This is a genomic window from Haloferax massiliensis (assembly GCF_001368915.1).
Taxonomy (GTDB): domain Archaea; phylum Halobacteriota; class Halobacteria; order Halobacteriales; family Haloferacaceae; genus Haloferax; species Haloferax massiliensis.
This window is the reverse complement of sequence record NZ_CSTE01000005.1, coordinates 238378-254809: the sequence shown is the minus strand read 5'-3', so window position 1 is coordinate 254809 and position 16432 is coordinate 238378. Positions and strand designations below refer to the sequence as shown.

The 16432-nt window shown below is 61.5% G+C and carries 11 protein-coding genes and 2 CRISPR repeat arrays (1 of these 13 cut by a window edge); of the genes, 2 read left to right on the top strand and 9 right to left on the bottom strand.

The features are described from left to right. Positions 1–71: 71 nt before the first annotated feature. Positions 72–659 (bottom strand): metal-dependent hydrolase, encoded by a 588-nt coding sequence (locus BN996_RS17295; RefSeq protein WP_089781140.1) that lies wholly within the window; start codon positions 657–659, stop codon positions 72–74. A gap of 326 nt (positions 660–985) precedes the next feature. Between BN996_RS17295 and BN996_RS17290 the strand changes: the two genes are divergently transcribed. Together BN996_RS17290 and BN996_RS17285 are read left to right on the top strand one after the other, a co-directional pair. Further along, entirely contained in the window at positions 986–2065 is a 1080-nt protein-coding gene (locus BN996_RS17290; RefSeq protein ID WP_089781138.1) for a DUF354 domain-containing protein, read from the top strand. 182 nt (positions 2066–2247) lie between these two features. Beyond that, positions 2248–3306, top strand: coding sequence for a glycosyltransferase family 4 protein (locus BN996_RS17285; RefSeq protein WP_089781136.1), 1059 nt, complete (start codon positions 2248–2250; stop codon positions 3304–3306). 124 nt (positions 3307–3430) lie between these two features. Next, positions 3431–5748: a CRISPR direct-repeat array (repeat unit 30 nt; unit sequence GCTTCAACCCAACAAGGGTTCGTCTGAAAC). A 100-nt stretch (positions 5749–5848) separates the two neighbouring features. Here the strand turns inward: BN996_RS17285 and cas2 are convergent. The 8 genes from cas2 to cas6 are packed head-to-tail and all read right to left on the bottom strand — an operon-like array spanning position 5849 to position 15131. Next, positions 5849–6109, bottom strand: a complete 261-nt coding sequence (gene cas2 / locus BN996_RS17280) for a CRISPR-associated endonuclease Cas2 (protein ID WP_089781134.1) — start codon at positions 6107–6109, stop codon at positions 5849–5851. A gap of 1 nt (position 6110) precedes the next feature. After that, positions 6111–7103, bottom strand: coding sequence for a type I-B CRISPR-associated endonuclease Cas1b (cas1b, locus tag BN996_RS17275; RefSeq protein WP_089781131.1), 993 nt, complete (start codon positions 7101–7103; stop codon positions 6111–6113). A 2-nt stretch (positions 7104–7105) separates the two neighbouring features. Next, positions 7106–7654, bottom strand: coding sequence for a CRISPR-associated protein Cas4 (cas4, locus tag BN996_RS17270; RefSeq protein WP_089781129.1), 549 nt, complete (start codon positions 7652–7654; stop codon positions 7106–7108). After that, positions 7651–10296 (bottom strand): CRISPR-associated endonuclease Cas3'', encoded by a 2646-nt coding sequence (locus BN996_RS17265; protein WP_089781127.1) that lies wholly within the window; start codon positions 10294–10296, stop codon positions 7651–7653. Before BN996_RS17265 ends, cas4 begins: the two co-directional genes overlap by 4 nt. Next, positions 10296–11093: a type I-B CRISPR-associated protein Cas5b gene (cas5b, locus tag BN996_RS17260; protein ID WP_089781125.1), complete on the bottom strand. Its 798-nt coding sequence runs from the start codon at positions 11091–11093 to the stop codon at positions 10296–10298. The genes BN996_RS17265 and cas5b overlap by 1 nt, the downstream gene beginning before the upstream one ends. A gap of 1 nt (position 11094) precedes the next feature. After that, positions 11095–12174 (bottom strand): type I-B CRISPR-associated protein Cas7/Csh2, encoded by a 1080-nt coding sequence (cas7b, locus tag BN996_RS17255; RefSeq protein ID WP_089781124.1) that lies wholly within the window; start codon positions 12172–12174, stop codon positions 11095–11097. Between the two features lies 1 nt (position 12175). After that, positions 12176–14338, bottom strand: coding sequence for a type I-B CRISPR-associated protein Cas8b/Csh1 (gene cas8b / locus BN996_RS17250; RefSeq protein WP_089781122.1), 2163 nt, complete (start codon positions 14336–14338; stop codon positions 12176–12178). Then, the gene (gene cas6, locus BN996_RS17245; RefSeq protein ID WP_089781120.1) at positions 14325–15131 is read right to left on the bottom strand and encodes a CRISPR-associated endoribonuclease Cas6; all 807 of its coding nucleotides are present in this window, start codon (positions 15129–15131) and stop codon (positions 14325–14327) included. The genes cas8b and cas6 overlap by 14 nt, the downstream gene beginning before the upstream one ends. A 155-nt stretch (positions 15132–15286) precedes the next feature. Further along, positions 15287–16432: a CRISPR direct-repeat array (repeat unit 30 nt; unit sequence GCTTCAATCCCACAAGGGTTCGTCTGAAAC); it runs 2239 nt beyond the window's last position.

The window sequence follows — 16432 nt, the reverse complement described above, 5'->3', positions numbered from 1 at the left end:
CTGCCTTAGCGAAATTCAGTCTCGGTGAGGGCTTTGTTATGGAGTGATTGCCGCCCGAAATCCGGCCGCAGTCACTTCGTAACGCCGCGGCGGATTCCGGTCACCGAGCGTTTGAGAAGCCCCACGCCGGGCGCGCCGTCGCCGAGCCAGAGCCAGACGGCGCTGCCGAGCAACGCGAGTTCGAACGCGACCAACACCCACGCCTCGGGCCGTGCGAGGAAGACGACGAAGCGGCGCAGATAGAACCACGTCTGGGCGAAGAAGCCGCCCATCGACGACTCGCTCCCGTGGGACAGCGGCCAGAGGAACGCCCGAATCACGTCGTAGTTCCCGAAGAAAAAGCCGTTGTACAGCAGGTCCGCGGGGATGTGCGAGAGGTAGCCGAGGGCGAAGGCGACGCCGACCGTCGCCGCCCGGTAGCGCCGCGCGACGGCCACGACGAGTATCGAAACCGGAACCGAGACGAGAATCGAGTGGGCCGCGGAGATGCCGCTCGGGAGAACGCCGAACGACCACGCCAGCGGCTTGTCGACGAGGTCGGGGAACTGCGTTCCGACGAGCACCGCCAGCGCGGCCCAGCCGTCGAGCTTCCGGCCGGTCGCCCGAGCCCACAGCGAGACGATGATGTAGCCGACGGCGGCGTGTTCCCACGGGAACATCAGCGGTCGCTCCGGGCGGTCGCGTCCGTGTCGTCAGTTTCTCGTCGCGGCGTGGTGGGGATACGTGTCTGAAACATCTGGGTTGTGGGGCGCGTCGCGGTCGGTCGTGGAGGTGCGAGAGTTCCGCCCGCGTCGGGTGCGGTGTAGGCGATAACGGCGCGCGAGCGCCCGGTCAGGGAACCCGAGTGTTCGTCCGGGTTTTGTTATGGCGACCGTAACGGCTCCAGAGGGATTTTCGCGGCCGGAAACGGGCGGCGATTCCCCCGAATGCGGCGGGTAGACGCCGTATAACTACTCCCGCGGGGCGCGTGGAACGTCCAGAGAGTATGCGATACCTGTTCTTCACCAACACGCCCGCGCACGTCCACCTCTACAAGTACGCCGTCAGAGAGCTTCAGGCGATGGGTCACGACGTGCTCGTCCTCGGCCGCGACTACGGCTGTACCACGGACCTCCTCGAATACTACGACCTCCCCCACGAGATTTACGGCTCCTGCGGGACGACGAAGTACTCGCTTTTCAAATCGCTCCCGTTCCACTACGTCAACATCTTCCGGGCCGTGCGGCGGTTCAAGCCGGACCTCATCTTCGGGATGGGCGGCTACGCGGCCCACGCCGGGGCCGTCTCGCGGACGCCCGTGGTCCTCCTCCTCGACTCCGAGCCGACCTCGCTGGACCACGTCGTCTCCCGACCGTTCGCCAAGGCGATTCTGACGCCCCACACCTTCGGGAAGGACCTCGCGGACAACCACTACCAGTTCCGCGGGTTCAAAGAGACGGCCTATCTCCACCCCGACGTGTACGAGCCCTCGGTGGACATCCGGGCCGAACTCGGCCTCGACCCCGACGAGAAGTTCGTCGTCGTCCGATTCAACGCGTTCGGCTCGCACCACGACGTTGGCCACGGCGGCTTCACCCCCGAGCGACGCCGCGAACTCATCGAGATGCTGGGCGAGCGCGCGACCGTCTTCGTCCTCGACGAGAGCGAAGAACGCCGCGACGGCGACCTCGACACCCGCCCGTTCGACTTCCACCCCGCGCTCGTCCACGACGTGCTCGCCGAGGCGAGCCTGCTCGTCGCCGACACCCAGACCATGGTCACCGAGGCGGCGCTCCTCGGGACGCCCGCCATCCGGTCGAACTCCTTCGTCGGCGACGACGACATGGGCAACTTCGTCGAACTCGAACGGCAGGGGCTCATCTCCAACCTCAAGTCGTTCGACGACGTGATGGCCCGCGCCGAGGAACTCCTCGCCGACGACGGCGCGAAGGCCCGCTGGGCCGACAAACGCGACGCGTTCCTCGCGGACAAAGTGAACCTCACCGACGTCATCGTCCAGGTGGCGCTGAACTACGGCTCCGTCGAGAGGGTCGACTCGCTGACGCGACACACCGTGCCGGCGTAGTCGATGCCGCTCGGCACTCCCCTCTCCCCCGAAGACGGTCAATCGACCCATAACTAACCGCCGAACCGCCCAATTTTCGCGTATCGACCGGCGCGCGCTCGCGCCCGCCTCGACGCGTCCCGCGACTCGGAAGCCGCGATTCCCCGGCCCGCGATTCCCGACCACGACCCGAAAACCAACCCATGAAGCCCAAGCAAACACTCCTCATCGTCGGCCCGAAAGGCACCGGCGGCATCGACCGATACATCACCGAACAGCGTCGCTACCTCGAAGACCGGATGGACGTGCGCGTCTACACGCGCTACACCGCGCCGAAAGGCGAGGGGCTCGAACTCGCCGCGCGGATGCTCCTCTCGTCGCTCGTCGCCGTCGCCCTGTTCCCCTTCCAGCGACGCCCGGACATCGTCCACGTCCACTCGTCGCACACCTACTCGTTCTACCGCGCGGCGTTCTTCGCCCTGTTTTCGAAGTACGTCTGGGGCGTCCCCGTCGTCTTCCACATCCACGGCTCGTCGTTCGACGACTTCCTCGCCACCGACTCGCGGGCCGTCCGCCGACTCCAGTCGCTCGTCTTCGACGCCGTCGACGACGTGGTCGTCCTCTCGGAGTACTGGCGCGGCCTCGTCTCCCGACTCGCCGGCGAGGAGAAAGTCCACGTCATGGCCAACGCCGTCGAACCCGCGGAGTACGACCCGACGTACCCGACCGACCCCGTCCATCTCGTCTTCGTCTCGAACCTCATCGACCGCAAGGGAATCCGCGAGTTCCTCGACGCCGTCGAGATACTCGAATCCACGCCCGGCCTCGACTTCGAGGTGAGCATCGGCGGCCGCGGCCCCCACGCGGACCGCGCCGAGGCGGTCGCCGCCGCCCACGACAACGTCTCGTACCTCGGCTTCCTCTCCGAGGAAGACAAGCGCGACCTCATCGGCCGCGGGACCGTGTTCGTCCTTCCGACGTACGCAGAGGGGCTCCCAATCGCCATGCTCGAAGGCATGGCCGGCGGCAACGCCATCGTGACCACTCCCGTCGGCAGCATCCCCGAGGTTATCACCGACGACCACGGGATTCTCGTCGCGCCCGGCGACGCCGAGGAGTTGTCGCGGGCGCTCGCGCGACTCGTCTCCAATCCCGAGGAGGCCGTCCGCATGGGTCGGACGAATCGGGCGGCCATCGAAGAGCGCTACTCGTGGCAGTCGAACGCCGAGGAGTTGGTGGCGATGTACGCCGAGGCGGCGTAGCGTCAGGGTCTCTTTTTCGCGTCGGTTTCGGCTGACGACGGACTGCCTAGCTCTCTCTAGTGGTTTCCATCAACGGGTACGTCTGAAACCTGGGGCATTCGACGGACTGGCTAACGACGTTCTGGCTTCAACCCCACAAGGGTTCGTCTGAAACTCGGTTCGCGCTTCGGAAGACGAGTTCCGCGCGCTTCAACCCAACAAGGGTTCGTCTGAAACCCGTTTTGTCTGCTTTGTGAGGAAACCAGACACATGCTTCAACCCAACAAGGGTTCGTCTGAAACTGGCGACCTACCGCCGTGATACAATGCAAGACGTGCTTCAACCCAACAAGGGTTCGTCTGAAACACGCATCCGAGTCGGGGTCTTTCTCGCCGAGTTGCTTCAACCCAACAAGGGTTCGTCTGAAACCCCGGCAGACGACGTCGGAGCGGACCGACCGCGAGCAGCTTCAACCCAACAAGGGTTCGTCTGAAACTCGAAAACTGAGTACATCCAGCGGGTGCTGGAAGAAGCTTCAACCCAACAAGGGTTCGTCTGAAACAGCCGAGGCGTTACCTTCCACGAGGACGCGATAGCTCGCTTCAACCCAACAAGGGTTCGTCTGAAACCGACTCTCAATTGGAGGCACGTCTTCAGATTCTCGACGCTTCAACCCAACAAGGGTTCGTCTGAAACGCGCGGCCAAGAGCGTCCGCGACCGACTCGACGCTTCAACCCAACAAGGGTTCGTCTGAAACAGGGCGGTGGCCCAATCGAAGTGAACATCCGACGAGCTTCAACCCAACAAGGGTTCGTCTGAAACAAGGTGAAAAGCAGGAGCACCACTGGATTTACCATGCTTCAACCCAACAAGGGTTCGTCTGAAACTCATCTGGTCTTCCTCGGTGAAGATTGCGTCCGACGAGCTTCAACCCAACAAGGGTTCGTCTGAAACGATGTGCAAAACTGAGGTATGCGTATCAGCACTGACGGCTTCAACCCAACAAGGGTTCGTCTGAAACTCGGGAACACGTGAATCCCATGCGTGCATTCAACACGCTTCAACCCAACAAGGGTTCGTCTGAAACGGTTAGTTTAGTTCGTGGTACGCTTCGACCCAATCTGCTTCAACCCAACAAGGGTTCGTCTGAAACCGGTGTGTCCCATTCCCGGCATCGCACCGCCAGACGCTTCAACCCAACAAGGGTTCGTCTGAAACACGATGCGGGACAGTGGCGCGAGTGGGAGTTCACGCTTCAACCCAACAAGGGTTCGTCTGAAACCCGGGGTCGGAGACCGTCTACGACGCGGCTGGGGCGCTTCAACCCAACAAGGGTTCGTCTGAAACAACCTTCGGATTTTGACAGTTCGCTCGCGCGGACGCTTCAACCCAACAAGGGTTCGTCTGAAACCGGAGAGTGCGGATTCGATTTCTTGCCGCGCATCGCGCTTCAACCCAACAAGGGTTCGTCTGAAACGCTCCGCCGTCGCGCCGAGGCTCGCGAAGTCCGCGCTTCAACCCAACAAGGGTTCGTCTGAAACCGTCGACGTCACCGAGGACTTCCTCGTCCGCATGCAGCTTCAACCCAACAAGGGTTCGTCTGAAACTAGGCAACAACCAAAAGGAAATCATTGAGTGGGATGCTTCAACCCAACAAGGGTTCGTCTGAAACTATGCTCCGTGAACGCAGTCACGCGGTAGTCATATCTGGCTTCAACCCAACAAGGGTTCGTCTGAAACTTTGCGCGCCCGCTAGGGCGCGCTATGGTGCCGAGTGCTTCAACCCAACAAGGGTTCGTCTGAAACCGCCGGTCAAAATCCTAATCACCCGCTACAACCTCTGCTTCAACCCAACAAGGGTTCGTCTGAAACTTCTCTATGGATTCGTATAGAGAATCTCGGATAGAGCTTCAACCCAACAAGGGTTCGTCTGAAACTCGAAGAACCGGCGGGTCAAGGTCAAGCAAAATTATGCTTCAACCCAACAAGGGTTCGTCTGAAACCGGCGGACTTTCAGGTATTTCGCCCTGATTATAGTCTGCTTCAACCCAACAAGGGTTCGTCTGAAACCCAGATTCGCGACCTGCAGGCCGGCGTCCTCATCGAGCTTCAACCCAACAAGGGTTCGTCTGAAACAGCCATCTGCGTTCTGTGGGTCGCAGAGGTCTTCGCTTCAACCCAACAAGGGTTCGTCTGAAACACGATGACGCGGTCGCCACAGTTCGCGCAGTCGATGCTTCAACCCAACAAGGGTTCGTCTGAAACCAGATGTTTCGGGCTGTGTACTGGGCTGATGAGGGGCTTCAACCCAACAAGGGTTCGTCTGAAACGAGTTGGTCTGTTGGAGAGTCGATATGATTCATATCGCTTCAACCCAACAAGGGTTCGTCTGAAACAGTCGAACCACTCGACGTGCGCGACCGAGTGAATCGGCTTCAACCCAACAAGGGTTCGTCTGAAACCATGCCCGATATCACGGACACAGACCTTCTGAAGGACGACTACGATAAAGAAGTTCCGTCGACCGTCAGTAACCCGAATTGACCGGGGGGTCGACGGAACTCAGAGGAAGCGCTTTTCCTCGGTCGGATCGTCGCCGTACACCGAGCGGTTGAGCAGCGCGTCCGAGGACAGTTCGTAGATAATCGTGGATTCTCCCGGCTTCAACAGGTCTTCGACCTCGTTCCGAAGTGTCGCTAGGTCACCTTCGGAGATCTCTCCTTCGAGGACGGAGTTTTGGACGTGCGTCAGATAGCGCCGCCCCAGTTTGAGCGCTTTGTGCGTCCGTTCGGCTTCGAGGTCGTACACCATCACGACGTACATCTCACCACCACCGTTCGAAGGGTTCGTACTCCTCTCCGGTCAGCAGATGCTTTTTCAGTTTGTACGCTTCGAGACGAAGCAGGTACTGGTAGCTCACCTTGCGGTTGAGCTTCGGATGGTCGACGGTCCGCTCAAGCGTCTCTTCGAACGCTTTCGTGTACGTTTTCCGACCGCCTTCGTTGAGAAGGCAGGACCCGAGCTCGGTATCGAAATCGCTCGGCGTAATCTGGTTTCTGTTGATGAGGCGAAACAGCACGCGATCAGCGAGAACGGGTTTGAACAGGTCGGCGAGATCGAGCGATAGCGAGTAGCGACGCTCTCCGGGTTCGTGGAGATAGCTGATCGCCGGGTCGAGTGCAGTCGCGCGAATCGCCGTGACGCAGTTGGCGTAGACGAGCGCGTTGCCGAACGAAATCAGGCTGTTAATCTCGTTCGGTGGCGGGTTGTATTCCCGGCGCTCCAACCGGAACTCGTCGGGGAGAATCCGATTGAAACTCCGGTAGTACGCCTTTCTGGCAGTCGCTTCCACGCCCATGAGCTCGTCAATCGGACGTGTCTGGTCGACGCGCGCTGACGCGGCGTCCAAATCGGCGATTTCGGTCTCTAACTCTCGGTCTCGGTTGTTGTAGTAGACGACGTTCGTCCGCATATTGTGAATGCTCGCTGAGACGATTGCCGCCGCGAGCCGTCGCCTGTGGGCTGTGTCCTCGTACGCCCGGACTTGCTCGACGACCGTTCGCCCGGAGGTCTGGCCGCGCTTCGGCATCACCGAGCCCGCGTAGTAATCTTCCCAGCCGAAGACGTGGAGCGCGACCGTGCGCTGGTTGAGAAACGACATCAGTCGGGTGTTGAAGTCGATTTGTCCGTGCAGGAAGAACGCCTCCGCGTTTTCTATCGGGACGTAGCTCTTGTCGCCGGCGTCGGTGACGAGTCTCAGCGTGTCGTCGCTTCGTTCGAGTCGACCGTCGGAGAAGACGTGATAGTTCCTGTCCATTGTTAGCACCAACAGAAGTCGTGATACGCACACGAATCGCAGAAGGGCTTTCGCTCGGCCGGCGGCGGAGAGGGTCGGTGTACGAGGTCGTGAATCGCGCGAATCGATGATTCGACTTTTTTCACCCGTTCTTCGGTGAGTTCCACCGACTCTCGGCGGCGCTCTCGCGGGTGGGCGAGAACGCCCTCTCGATGCACGTCGGCGACTCTGTCGAGGTACCACAGATAGTACGACAGTTGCATTTCGGCGGGTTCGGTGAGCGCCGACGAGGGTTTGACTTCGACGACTCGGCCGTCGTCGAGCAAGTCCAGCGAGATCATTCCGAGGCGGAGGCTCTCCCGTTTGTCCTCGTACGCAGTCTCGTCGACCCGAGTTCCTCTCACGACGGTCGCGTTCTCGCGGTCGATTTCGAGGTTCCGACTCTCGAACCAGAGTTCCCGCTTGCAGACGTAGTAGTACTGCATCATCACCCCGGTTACGCGAAACGGCTCGTCGACGGGCGCTCCCCGCGCGGTTGCGAGCAGTCGGTCGACCGGGCCGTTCGTCGTCATAATATTCGGTTGTCGACGCTGCTTTCGGTGACCAGCCCGGTCGTCGAATCGAAGTAGCTGTCGTGCCGGGCGTCTCTCGCGTCGACCCACCGCGTCTCGGTGTCTTCGTGAAGACGCGCCAGGCCACTGAGCGCCTGTGCTTCCCGTGAATCACTCCGATATATCGGGACAGACACGCTCGCTTCCTTCAGGCTGTCCACGAGTCGGCGCACCGTTTCGAACTCGTAGTTTTGCCACGCCGCTCTGACGGCTTCGACTCGCTTTCGCTCTTCAGTCGTCCGACAGACGACGACCTCCACGCTCCGCCGCTGTTCGATCAGCGACAACTCCGCGAGTTCGTCCGCTCTCGCATCGTTCACGTACTCGACGTACGCGTCTTTGCCGACGTTCTTCTCATCGTGGAGCCGCCGGTAGTACTCTTCGACGGCCGTTTTCGAAACAGTCGCTTCCGGAATCGTGCCTTCGGCCCCACCGATATCGTCGAGCGTTTCGGTCGCGACGGGAAGGAGCGCCGTTCCTCGATTGTACACCGCTTCCGACGGCGTCTTCGCCTGTTCGTCGGGCGCTTCGAGCCACCAGACGACGACGTGGCCGCGGTCCCGCTCGAACGAACGGTTGCAGCGTCCGGCGGCTTGGACGATGCTGTCTATCGGTGCGAGGTCCCTGTAGACGCGGTCGAAACTGATGTCGACGCCGGCTTCGACGAGCTGGGTCGAAACCACGACGAGCGAGCGACCTCGTTCGGTGAGCAGCTTCGCGGTCTCGATGAGTCGAAGCCGGTCGACCGGACGTAACCGTGTGGAGAGGTGGAGCACCGGCCGCCCCTCGGCGTCGGCGACTCGCTCTGCGACTGTCTCCACCTCGACGTCCGTACTATTCCGGTCGGCGCTTTCGAGCACGTCGGCGTAGACCGAACCGACCGATATCGCGTCGGAGAGAGCATCGGTGACGTGCGTTGTCAGCGCTTGGGCGCTGTCGATGGTGTTGCACACCGCGAGCACCGACCCGTCCGCACTCGCCTCGTCGGCCACGGTCCCGCTGCCTCCGGCAGTCCCGTCGACTATCGCACTTGCCGCCTCCGGATACGATTTGGGTTCTTCCCGCGATTCGATGTATCGAGTCGCTGAATCGTCCAGTACGTACTGGACGCGTTCTGTCGCCTCGAAGTACGTCTCGGGTGTGGAGACCAGCTCGGTCGCGTCGTCGAACAACTGCGGTTGCGTGGCGGTCATGGCGATAACCGTCGCACCGTACTGTTCGGTGAGCATCCTCACGAGCCGCGGAACCAACTTCCACCAGTCCAACGGGAGACTCTGCGGTTCGTCCAACACGACGACGCTGTCCCGAAGCGCCGGGAGCTTCATCGACTGCCTGTTGGCCGGCCCGGCGAGGCTTTCGAGCAGTTGGACGAACGTCGTCACCGTCATTCCGGCGCGCCAACTTTCGGCCAGCATCCCGGCGACGTCGTCGTTCGCGTCCGCTTCGTCGGCGTCCTCGTCGCGTTCATCGACGATTGTCGCCTCCGAGAGATGGTGGTGCGCGGTCAGCAACCGCCCGGTCGTATCGACTTGATATATCTCTTCGACCTCGGCGACGACTTGGTCGATGATGCTCGTAAACGGGAGCGCGTACACCACGCGCTTCCCACCGAGTCGGTCGCGAACGCTGAGAGCCGCTGACAGGCCGGTGAGCGTCTTTCCCATCCCTGTCGGAAGCGTGATCGTCGCGACCCCACCGTCGGCGTCGGCGAACGATTCTACGTTCGACAGGACGGACGCCCTCGCTTTCGCTCGGAGGAAATTCAATCGCTCGCTTCGGCTCCCGTGTCGGTCGGAGTCGGCGGTTCGCTCTATCGACCCGATGTACTCGTCGAGCCGCTCGAACGTCGGCTTCTCTGCGTCGTAGGTCGCCGCGGACGCGTCGGCACCGCTCGCGGCCGCTGCGGCGCTCGTCTTATCGGCGAGGACCAGCGAACCCCAGCACTCTAATACGAGCCCGTAACAGCGCTCCGAGAGGGTTTCCCGGTTGATCGCCGTTGCGCTCGACCCCGTCGACTCCCTGACTTCCGTCAGGAGTTCCGCGAACGACCCACGGAACGCCGACCACGACCCCTTCCCGTCGGTCGCGTTCTGAAACACCTCTCGGGCGAGTTCCGGCGCTTGCTCGTCGATATCTTGGATCTGCTTCGCAATCGCCGCCTGCTGCAGCTCGGCACTGTTTTGGTTCCCTCTCGAAACGTTCTCGCGGCGGTTCGCCCGGCTGAAGACGTACGCCGCAACGTCGGGGAGTCGACCGTGGTGTTTTGCGACCGCGACGAAGCCGGCGAGACAGGTCTCCGGCTCGAAATTCTGGGCGCTGAGCGCGTAGTACGCGGCGAACGAACCGAGCGGTGCGTGGTAGCGATACTGCTCGTATCTCGGTTCTTTCGACCGCAACAGATAGTCCTGAAAGTACGTCGTCGCCTTCCCGAAGTCGTGCACGTATGCGAGCGTCTCGACGACCGCTCGGAGCGGTTCGCCGGCCGGGGTCTTCGCATCGGCCGGAACGACGTATCCGACACGTTCGGCGACATCCCCGAGATGGTCGACCAGCGGAACGCCGTCGTGAACGTCGTTCGGCGGGTGAGAGTACCGACCAGTCATCAGACGAACACCACGGTCCGGCCGTCGACTTCGGCGGCGTCGACGCCATCGATTACCAGCGGCTCCGCGTCAGGGTTGTACGCGTACGTCGTGAACTCCGTCGTCGTTCGGCCACCGGAGTCCGCTCGCATAAACGCGGGTGATTCTTCCACCTGACACCGCGTCCCCTCTCGAAGCACGACGTCGTCCACCGCGTTCGGAACGGCGGAGTCTACTTCGACCCGGTCGGGTCCGGAGACGGATTCCACGGCGAACTCCCCGTGATAGTCGATTTCCGCGAGGTGTTCCGACAGACCGAGGCTCGGAACGTAGTGTGACTTCCCGGCTTCCAGCATCTCCCGAAGCTCTCTGTACCGAGCCGTTTCCGCGAGCCACACGTCGACCCGGTAGGCGGGTTCGACGAGCACCTCGTAGTTGTGTTGTTGACGGAGCGCCGTCGGATTCGGTAGCTTCACGCTGATTTTCCCGCGGCCGTTGAGCGACTGTAGGTTCCCGCTCGCGGTCGACAGCGTGTTCATCGGCATGTTGAGCGTTCGAACCTCCCGAGCCGGCTCGATTGCGACCGCCGACGAACCGGACGCGAACAGGTCGTAGTAGCCGTCGCGTTCGATTCCGAGCACGGCGGCGAGCAGTCCGGCCACCGTCGTCCGCGGGATGATTCGGTACGTCTGCTTGACGACGTTCCCCTCGACCCGCCGAAAGTGTCCCCACGGCCCGCTGACGGTGAACGACAGACAGCGGTCCGGGCGGCCGTCACCGCCGTCATCGGCCCACTCGTCCAACGATTCCTGTCCCATCTTATTCGGCGTCGCCGGCCGGAAGCGTCTCGGTGTGTTCCTCGTAGACGTCGACGGCCTCGACGGCGTCGTCTCCCACGGCCTCGCGAAGCGCGTCGTACAGGAGTTCGACACTGCCCACGTCTCCGTCGTACGAGACGTCGAGGACGTCGCTCGCGACGATTCGAATCCGGTTAATCCGGGCGCTCGCGGCCGCAAGTCGGTCGACGAACCCGTCGATTTCGAGGGTGAGGTCCCGAACCGTCCGGAGTTCCTCGTCCGGCTTTGAACGGTCGTCGTCGAGAACGAGGTCCCTGTCGAGACCGCCGAGGTGGAAACTCTCGTCGGCGTACTCGACGCGGCAGTAGAGCCGCGGTTCTTGGCCGACTTTGCTTCGGCTTATGGTCTGATTCTTGATGGCCCGCCAACAGAGCGTGTCGAGTCGTTCGACGTCGCCGACGGTGAGATTCGTGTCGTCGGCACCGTGTTCGTCGACGAGTCCGTGGAACCGGATGAGTCCGTACTGTATCCGGTGGTCGTCGAGGTCGAACCCTCCCTGCTGTTTGTTTTCCTGCGTGGCGATGACGCTCGTGAGGCTGTCGTACTCCTCGTTTTCGTTGACCGCGTGCATCGACTTCCCCGGCGAGAACTGCACGGGGCCGGTGAAGTGGTCGGGGAGGTGCTTTGCGTACACGTCGTCGGTGTCGACGGACATCGTCGCGCCGAAGTAACGCACGTCGACGCTGCTGTCGAGGAACGCGCCGAACACGTCGTCTCGGAACCGTTCGGACTCCTCGTCGTCGTCGAGATCGTACTCGTCCGGTTCGACGTCTTTGAGACGGTCTTCGAGAAGGTCGCCCCGCGTGTACTGGTTCCCCTCGCGCTGGACGTTCCTGATGTAGACGCCGTGGCCGTCGTCGTCCAACTGGTCGCGGAGGTAGCGCTTCAGTCGAACGTCGGTGACGATGGCCTGTTGAGTCTGCGGGTCGATTCGAGGTCGATTAGAACCGCTGAGGGGATTCCCGTTCGGGTTCGCGTCGACCGCGTCGTACAGGAATACGATTTCCGAGCGATTCGTGACGGCGTCGTTCGTGTCTGACATCTCAGTGTTCCTCGTCGGTGGTTCGTTCGTCGTTCGCGTCGCTGTTCTGTTGGTTCCAGTCCGGATGGTCGTTCATGCCGTAGGTCACGCCGAGGGCGTAGTAGAAGCGGAGGTCGTCGGTGTCGATCTCCCAGTCGTCGGGGTCGGGGTCGAGGACCGTCTCTCGGAGTCGTTCGACGATGTGTTCGGCTTTCGTCCCCGGGTAGCTCTTTCCTTTCTTCTTTTCTTGGCGCGTGTAGGTCAGGGTCTTGGCGACGGTCTCCTGCGTGACTTTCTTGATTCGCGCTCGCGTGATCGACTTGACCGGGTACTGGTCGACGAGCGTCGTGGACCGGTCCTCGGAGTACTCTTGGTAACTTCCGATGTCTCCGACGAGCGCACCGAGAAGGAACGCTCCCCGGCGCTCGCCGGTCACGGAGTCTTCCTCGTCGTCGTGCGCCGGCGAGAGCGCGGGCGTGTCGGTGATGAACGATTCGAGTTTCTGTTCGGCGGGGTGGCCCCCGTCGGCGATAAGGATCTCGTCTAGTGTTGGCATCGTCAATCTCTCGTAGGTCGGTTCGAGGGTGATCTGGTCTTTCGCGGGGTCGCTCGTCTTCAACAGTTCGAGCTCACCATCGGCGAGCGCACAGAGCTGTGCGAACTGGCTGGCGACCAGAAACGACGGGAACCCCTCGAAGTCGTCGTCTGACTCCCCGTCGATGATGCGGGTGACGTACTCTTCGAGCAGCACGTCGACGGCGATCGCGTCCCCGCTCAGCACGCTCACGAGCGCTTCGATTCGCGGGTCGTCCGCATCCGCTTCGGCGTCATCGCGCTCGGCGAACGTCTGATAGAAGTACCACCCCGTCGAAACCGCGTGGAGTTGCTCGTCGTTCGCCGACAGCAACCCCCACTTGTCGTTTTTCGGGAGCGGTGCCGTCCAGTCGGTGTCCGCGTTGAACGCGGACGCGTCTCGGACGATTTGGTTGTGGGTGAACGCGAGCTCTTTCGGGTAGTGCAAGCGACCGTTCAGCGTCTCGCCGAAGACGTCGTACCGAGACATCTGGTGCGGCATGACCGCAGAGACGTAGAATCGGAGTCGGGCGTCGTCCGTGTCGCCTTCACGCTCTCTCATGTACGCCCGTTCGACCGGAGTCATGTCGCCGTCTCCCTCGACTGCACTACACAGCATCTCGTAGAGGCGGTATACTCTCTCCGCCGTCTGCTGTCCGAAGAAATACGGCAGGTAGTACACCTTGGCACCGAACGTCCGATAGGTACACGCCTCGACGAACGCCTCGGCGTTCATCACCGTCACCGCGGCGTCCTCCGAGATCGGATGGGATCGCCACGCGTGTTCGATATCGAGTCCCGGAAACTTTTCGAGCTGCTTGCCGAGGAAGTAGTTCTGTGGGTCTTCGGCGGTTCCGACCGTCCGGGCGGTGTGCCCGGTCACGAGGTCGGTCGCGTCGCCCGACGAATCGTCCGCCTTGTTCTTCGTGACGAGCTTCGAGAGCTTGCGTTGGCGCATCGCCTCGTTGAACGCGGCGATGTCGCCGGGCCAACGATACGCGCCGTCTCGTTCGGTCTTCACCTGGACCGTCAACAGCGCGGTCGCGGATTCGCCGCCCAACGCTCGAACGACCGCTTCTTCGATGGCTTCGAGCGCGGCGTCGCGCTCCCCGAGTTCGGCGAGACGGTCGATAACCCACCCCTCCGGGTGGTCGCTCGCGGCGGCCGCAACGACATCGTCGGTCGCCCATTTGGTGAGCCGTTCTTTGGCGTATCGCGCGAGCTTTTCGGGGTCGCTGTTTCGCCCGGCTTGGTGGGTGACGCTGTGGTCGATACCACGCGCAGCCGGATATTTCGAGTGCCCCACCTGCTGAATCAGATCGCTCGTGTACCGCGTCACCAGCACGGGTCCCAGACTGTCGTCGGCCAACCGTGGCTCGTCGCCCGAGAGATCGACGCGAACGACGATCAGGCTATCGTCCGTGTCCACGAGGTCTCGTGCCGCGTCCGGAGTGAGGTACGGGGCGTACTCTCCCCCGCCCGTCGTGGCGAGCGTGTAGAGTTTCCCGTAGAGGTACTGTAAATCGCGGAGTGAGCCGACCGGCGAATCCGGGAGTTCGTCGGCTAACTCGGTTTCGGGATAGCGGTCCCGGAACTCGTTAGGCGAAAGCATCGCGCTCCTCTCCTCGCGGCTCTCCCGGCTGAGTTCGCTCCGCGACGTTCACGAAGCCGAGACCGAGCGAATTCCGCTCTCCGAGTCCGCAGTCGAGCGCGAGGTTCAGGTGTCTCCGATGATCGTCGTCCCGGACGGTGTATTCGAACTTCCACTTGCTCAGGACGTAGGTCATCTCCTGTCCCTCGGTCACGGTCAGCGGAATCGCGAACGTCTTCAATAGCTCGTAGCCGTCGAACAGGTCGCCCGAGACGTCGCTCGGGCCGGGGAGATGGTCGTGAGCGAATCGGTCGTGTTTCTGGTCGAGGTTCGCCTCCAACTGTTCCCGAAGCGGGGCCGTGGTGTGTTCCGGTCGCCAGAACGTCGCGGTATCGCCGCCGGGGTGGTCGATTCCGTACTCGTCGCACCGCCACGGCGGGATTCGAACGAGGAGTCCGGTTCCGGTTTCGAGCGTCCCTCTGGTCCCGGGTTCGCCCACGTCCGGTTCGAGAGACGTCACTTCGTCGACGTGAAACGGCATCTCACCGACGTTGAACTCTCGGTCGTCGAGCAGATTCGCCGCCACGTTCGCAAGCAGTTCCTCGTCGGGAGACGCGACCAGCAACTTCCGGTCGTCACCTTCCCGCATATCGCGGGGCGGAAACGGATTCGAGTAAGCGAACCCCGGTGGCTCACCGGAGTCGTGTCGCTCTCCGTAGGGCGTCCCATCGAGCGCGTTCCATATCCGCCCGCGAATCTTGTGATGGTAATCGTTCTGATACGCGGCGTCGGCGCGCGCCGATAAGTGAGCCATGACCCGCACCGTTATCCGACACCTCCTTCTGTACTCATTGCTGTCTCCACGATTGTTGGCTAATCGACATAAAGTTATTCCCGTCATTTGACGGGTCGGTGCTAACTGAAGTTCGTCTGAAATGTTCGGTGATCGCCTTATTGGATGGCTTTCTCCGCTTAATCCCACAAGGGTTCGTCTGAAACTTGAGAGTCGGTCATTCCCCTGCCTCCTCGAACCGGCTTCAATCCCACAAGGGTTCGTCTGAAACTGGCGTCTACTGCCGGTTCTCCGCGTCTAAAAACGCTTCAATCCCACAAGGGTTCGTCTGAAACCACGAAATTCCAGAGGACGTAGCGGCAGTCGTTGCTTCAATCCCACAAGGGTTCGTCTGAAACACGACGACCCACAGATGGCGTCTATTTCCACCGGGCTTCAATCCCACAAGGGTTCGTCTGAAACTCGACGGCGAAGTGACGTTTACCAATTGGGGGCAAGCTTCAATCCCACAAGGGTTCGTCTGAAACTACTTTCATCACCGTCAGATGCGAGTCGTTGAAGGCTTCAATCCCACAAGGGTTCGTCTGAAACACCAGAGACGAACCGGGCGAAGCGGTTGGCGTCAATTCGCTTCAATCCCACAAGGGTTCGTCTGAAACTCCTGAGACAGTCTACCCGCGAGTTCTAAACAACACGCTTCAATCCCACAAGGGTTCGTCTGAAACTATCGTACCTCTCCCGAGCGCACGGACAGGGCCGCTTCAATCCCACAAGGGTTCGTCTGAAACCATCATGAACCTCATCGACGACCGGAAGGAAAAGCAGGCTTCAATCCCACAAGGGTTCGTCTGAAACTTGCCGGCCGGTCGGTCTCCCAAGGTGGCCGGTGGGCTTCAATCCCACAAGGGTTCGTCTGAAACTTCAAGCAATATTGTCAGTGTGAACGTGGCGTTCGTCGCTTCAATCCCACAAGGGTTCGTCTGAAACTGGCCTTCGAGGTCGCGACCGTCCTCGAATTTTGCATGCTTCAATCCCACAAGGGTTCGTCTGAAACTGGGAGGTGCCATCTCCCAATGCACCACAGGGGAGTCGCTTCAATCCCACAAGGGTTCGTCTGAAACGGGCAAAACGGATAGCCATGACATCCTTCGGCCAGTCGCTTCAATCCCACAAGGGTTCGTCTGAAACTACTCCGCAAGGTCGCGCAGTAGGCCACACGAGGCGCTTCAATCCCACAAGGGTTCGTCTGAAACGCGCGAGGATGCCGTCGGTCCCGAGGTGCTTGATCGAGCTTCAATCCCACAAGGGTTCGTCTGAAACCT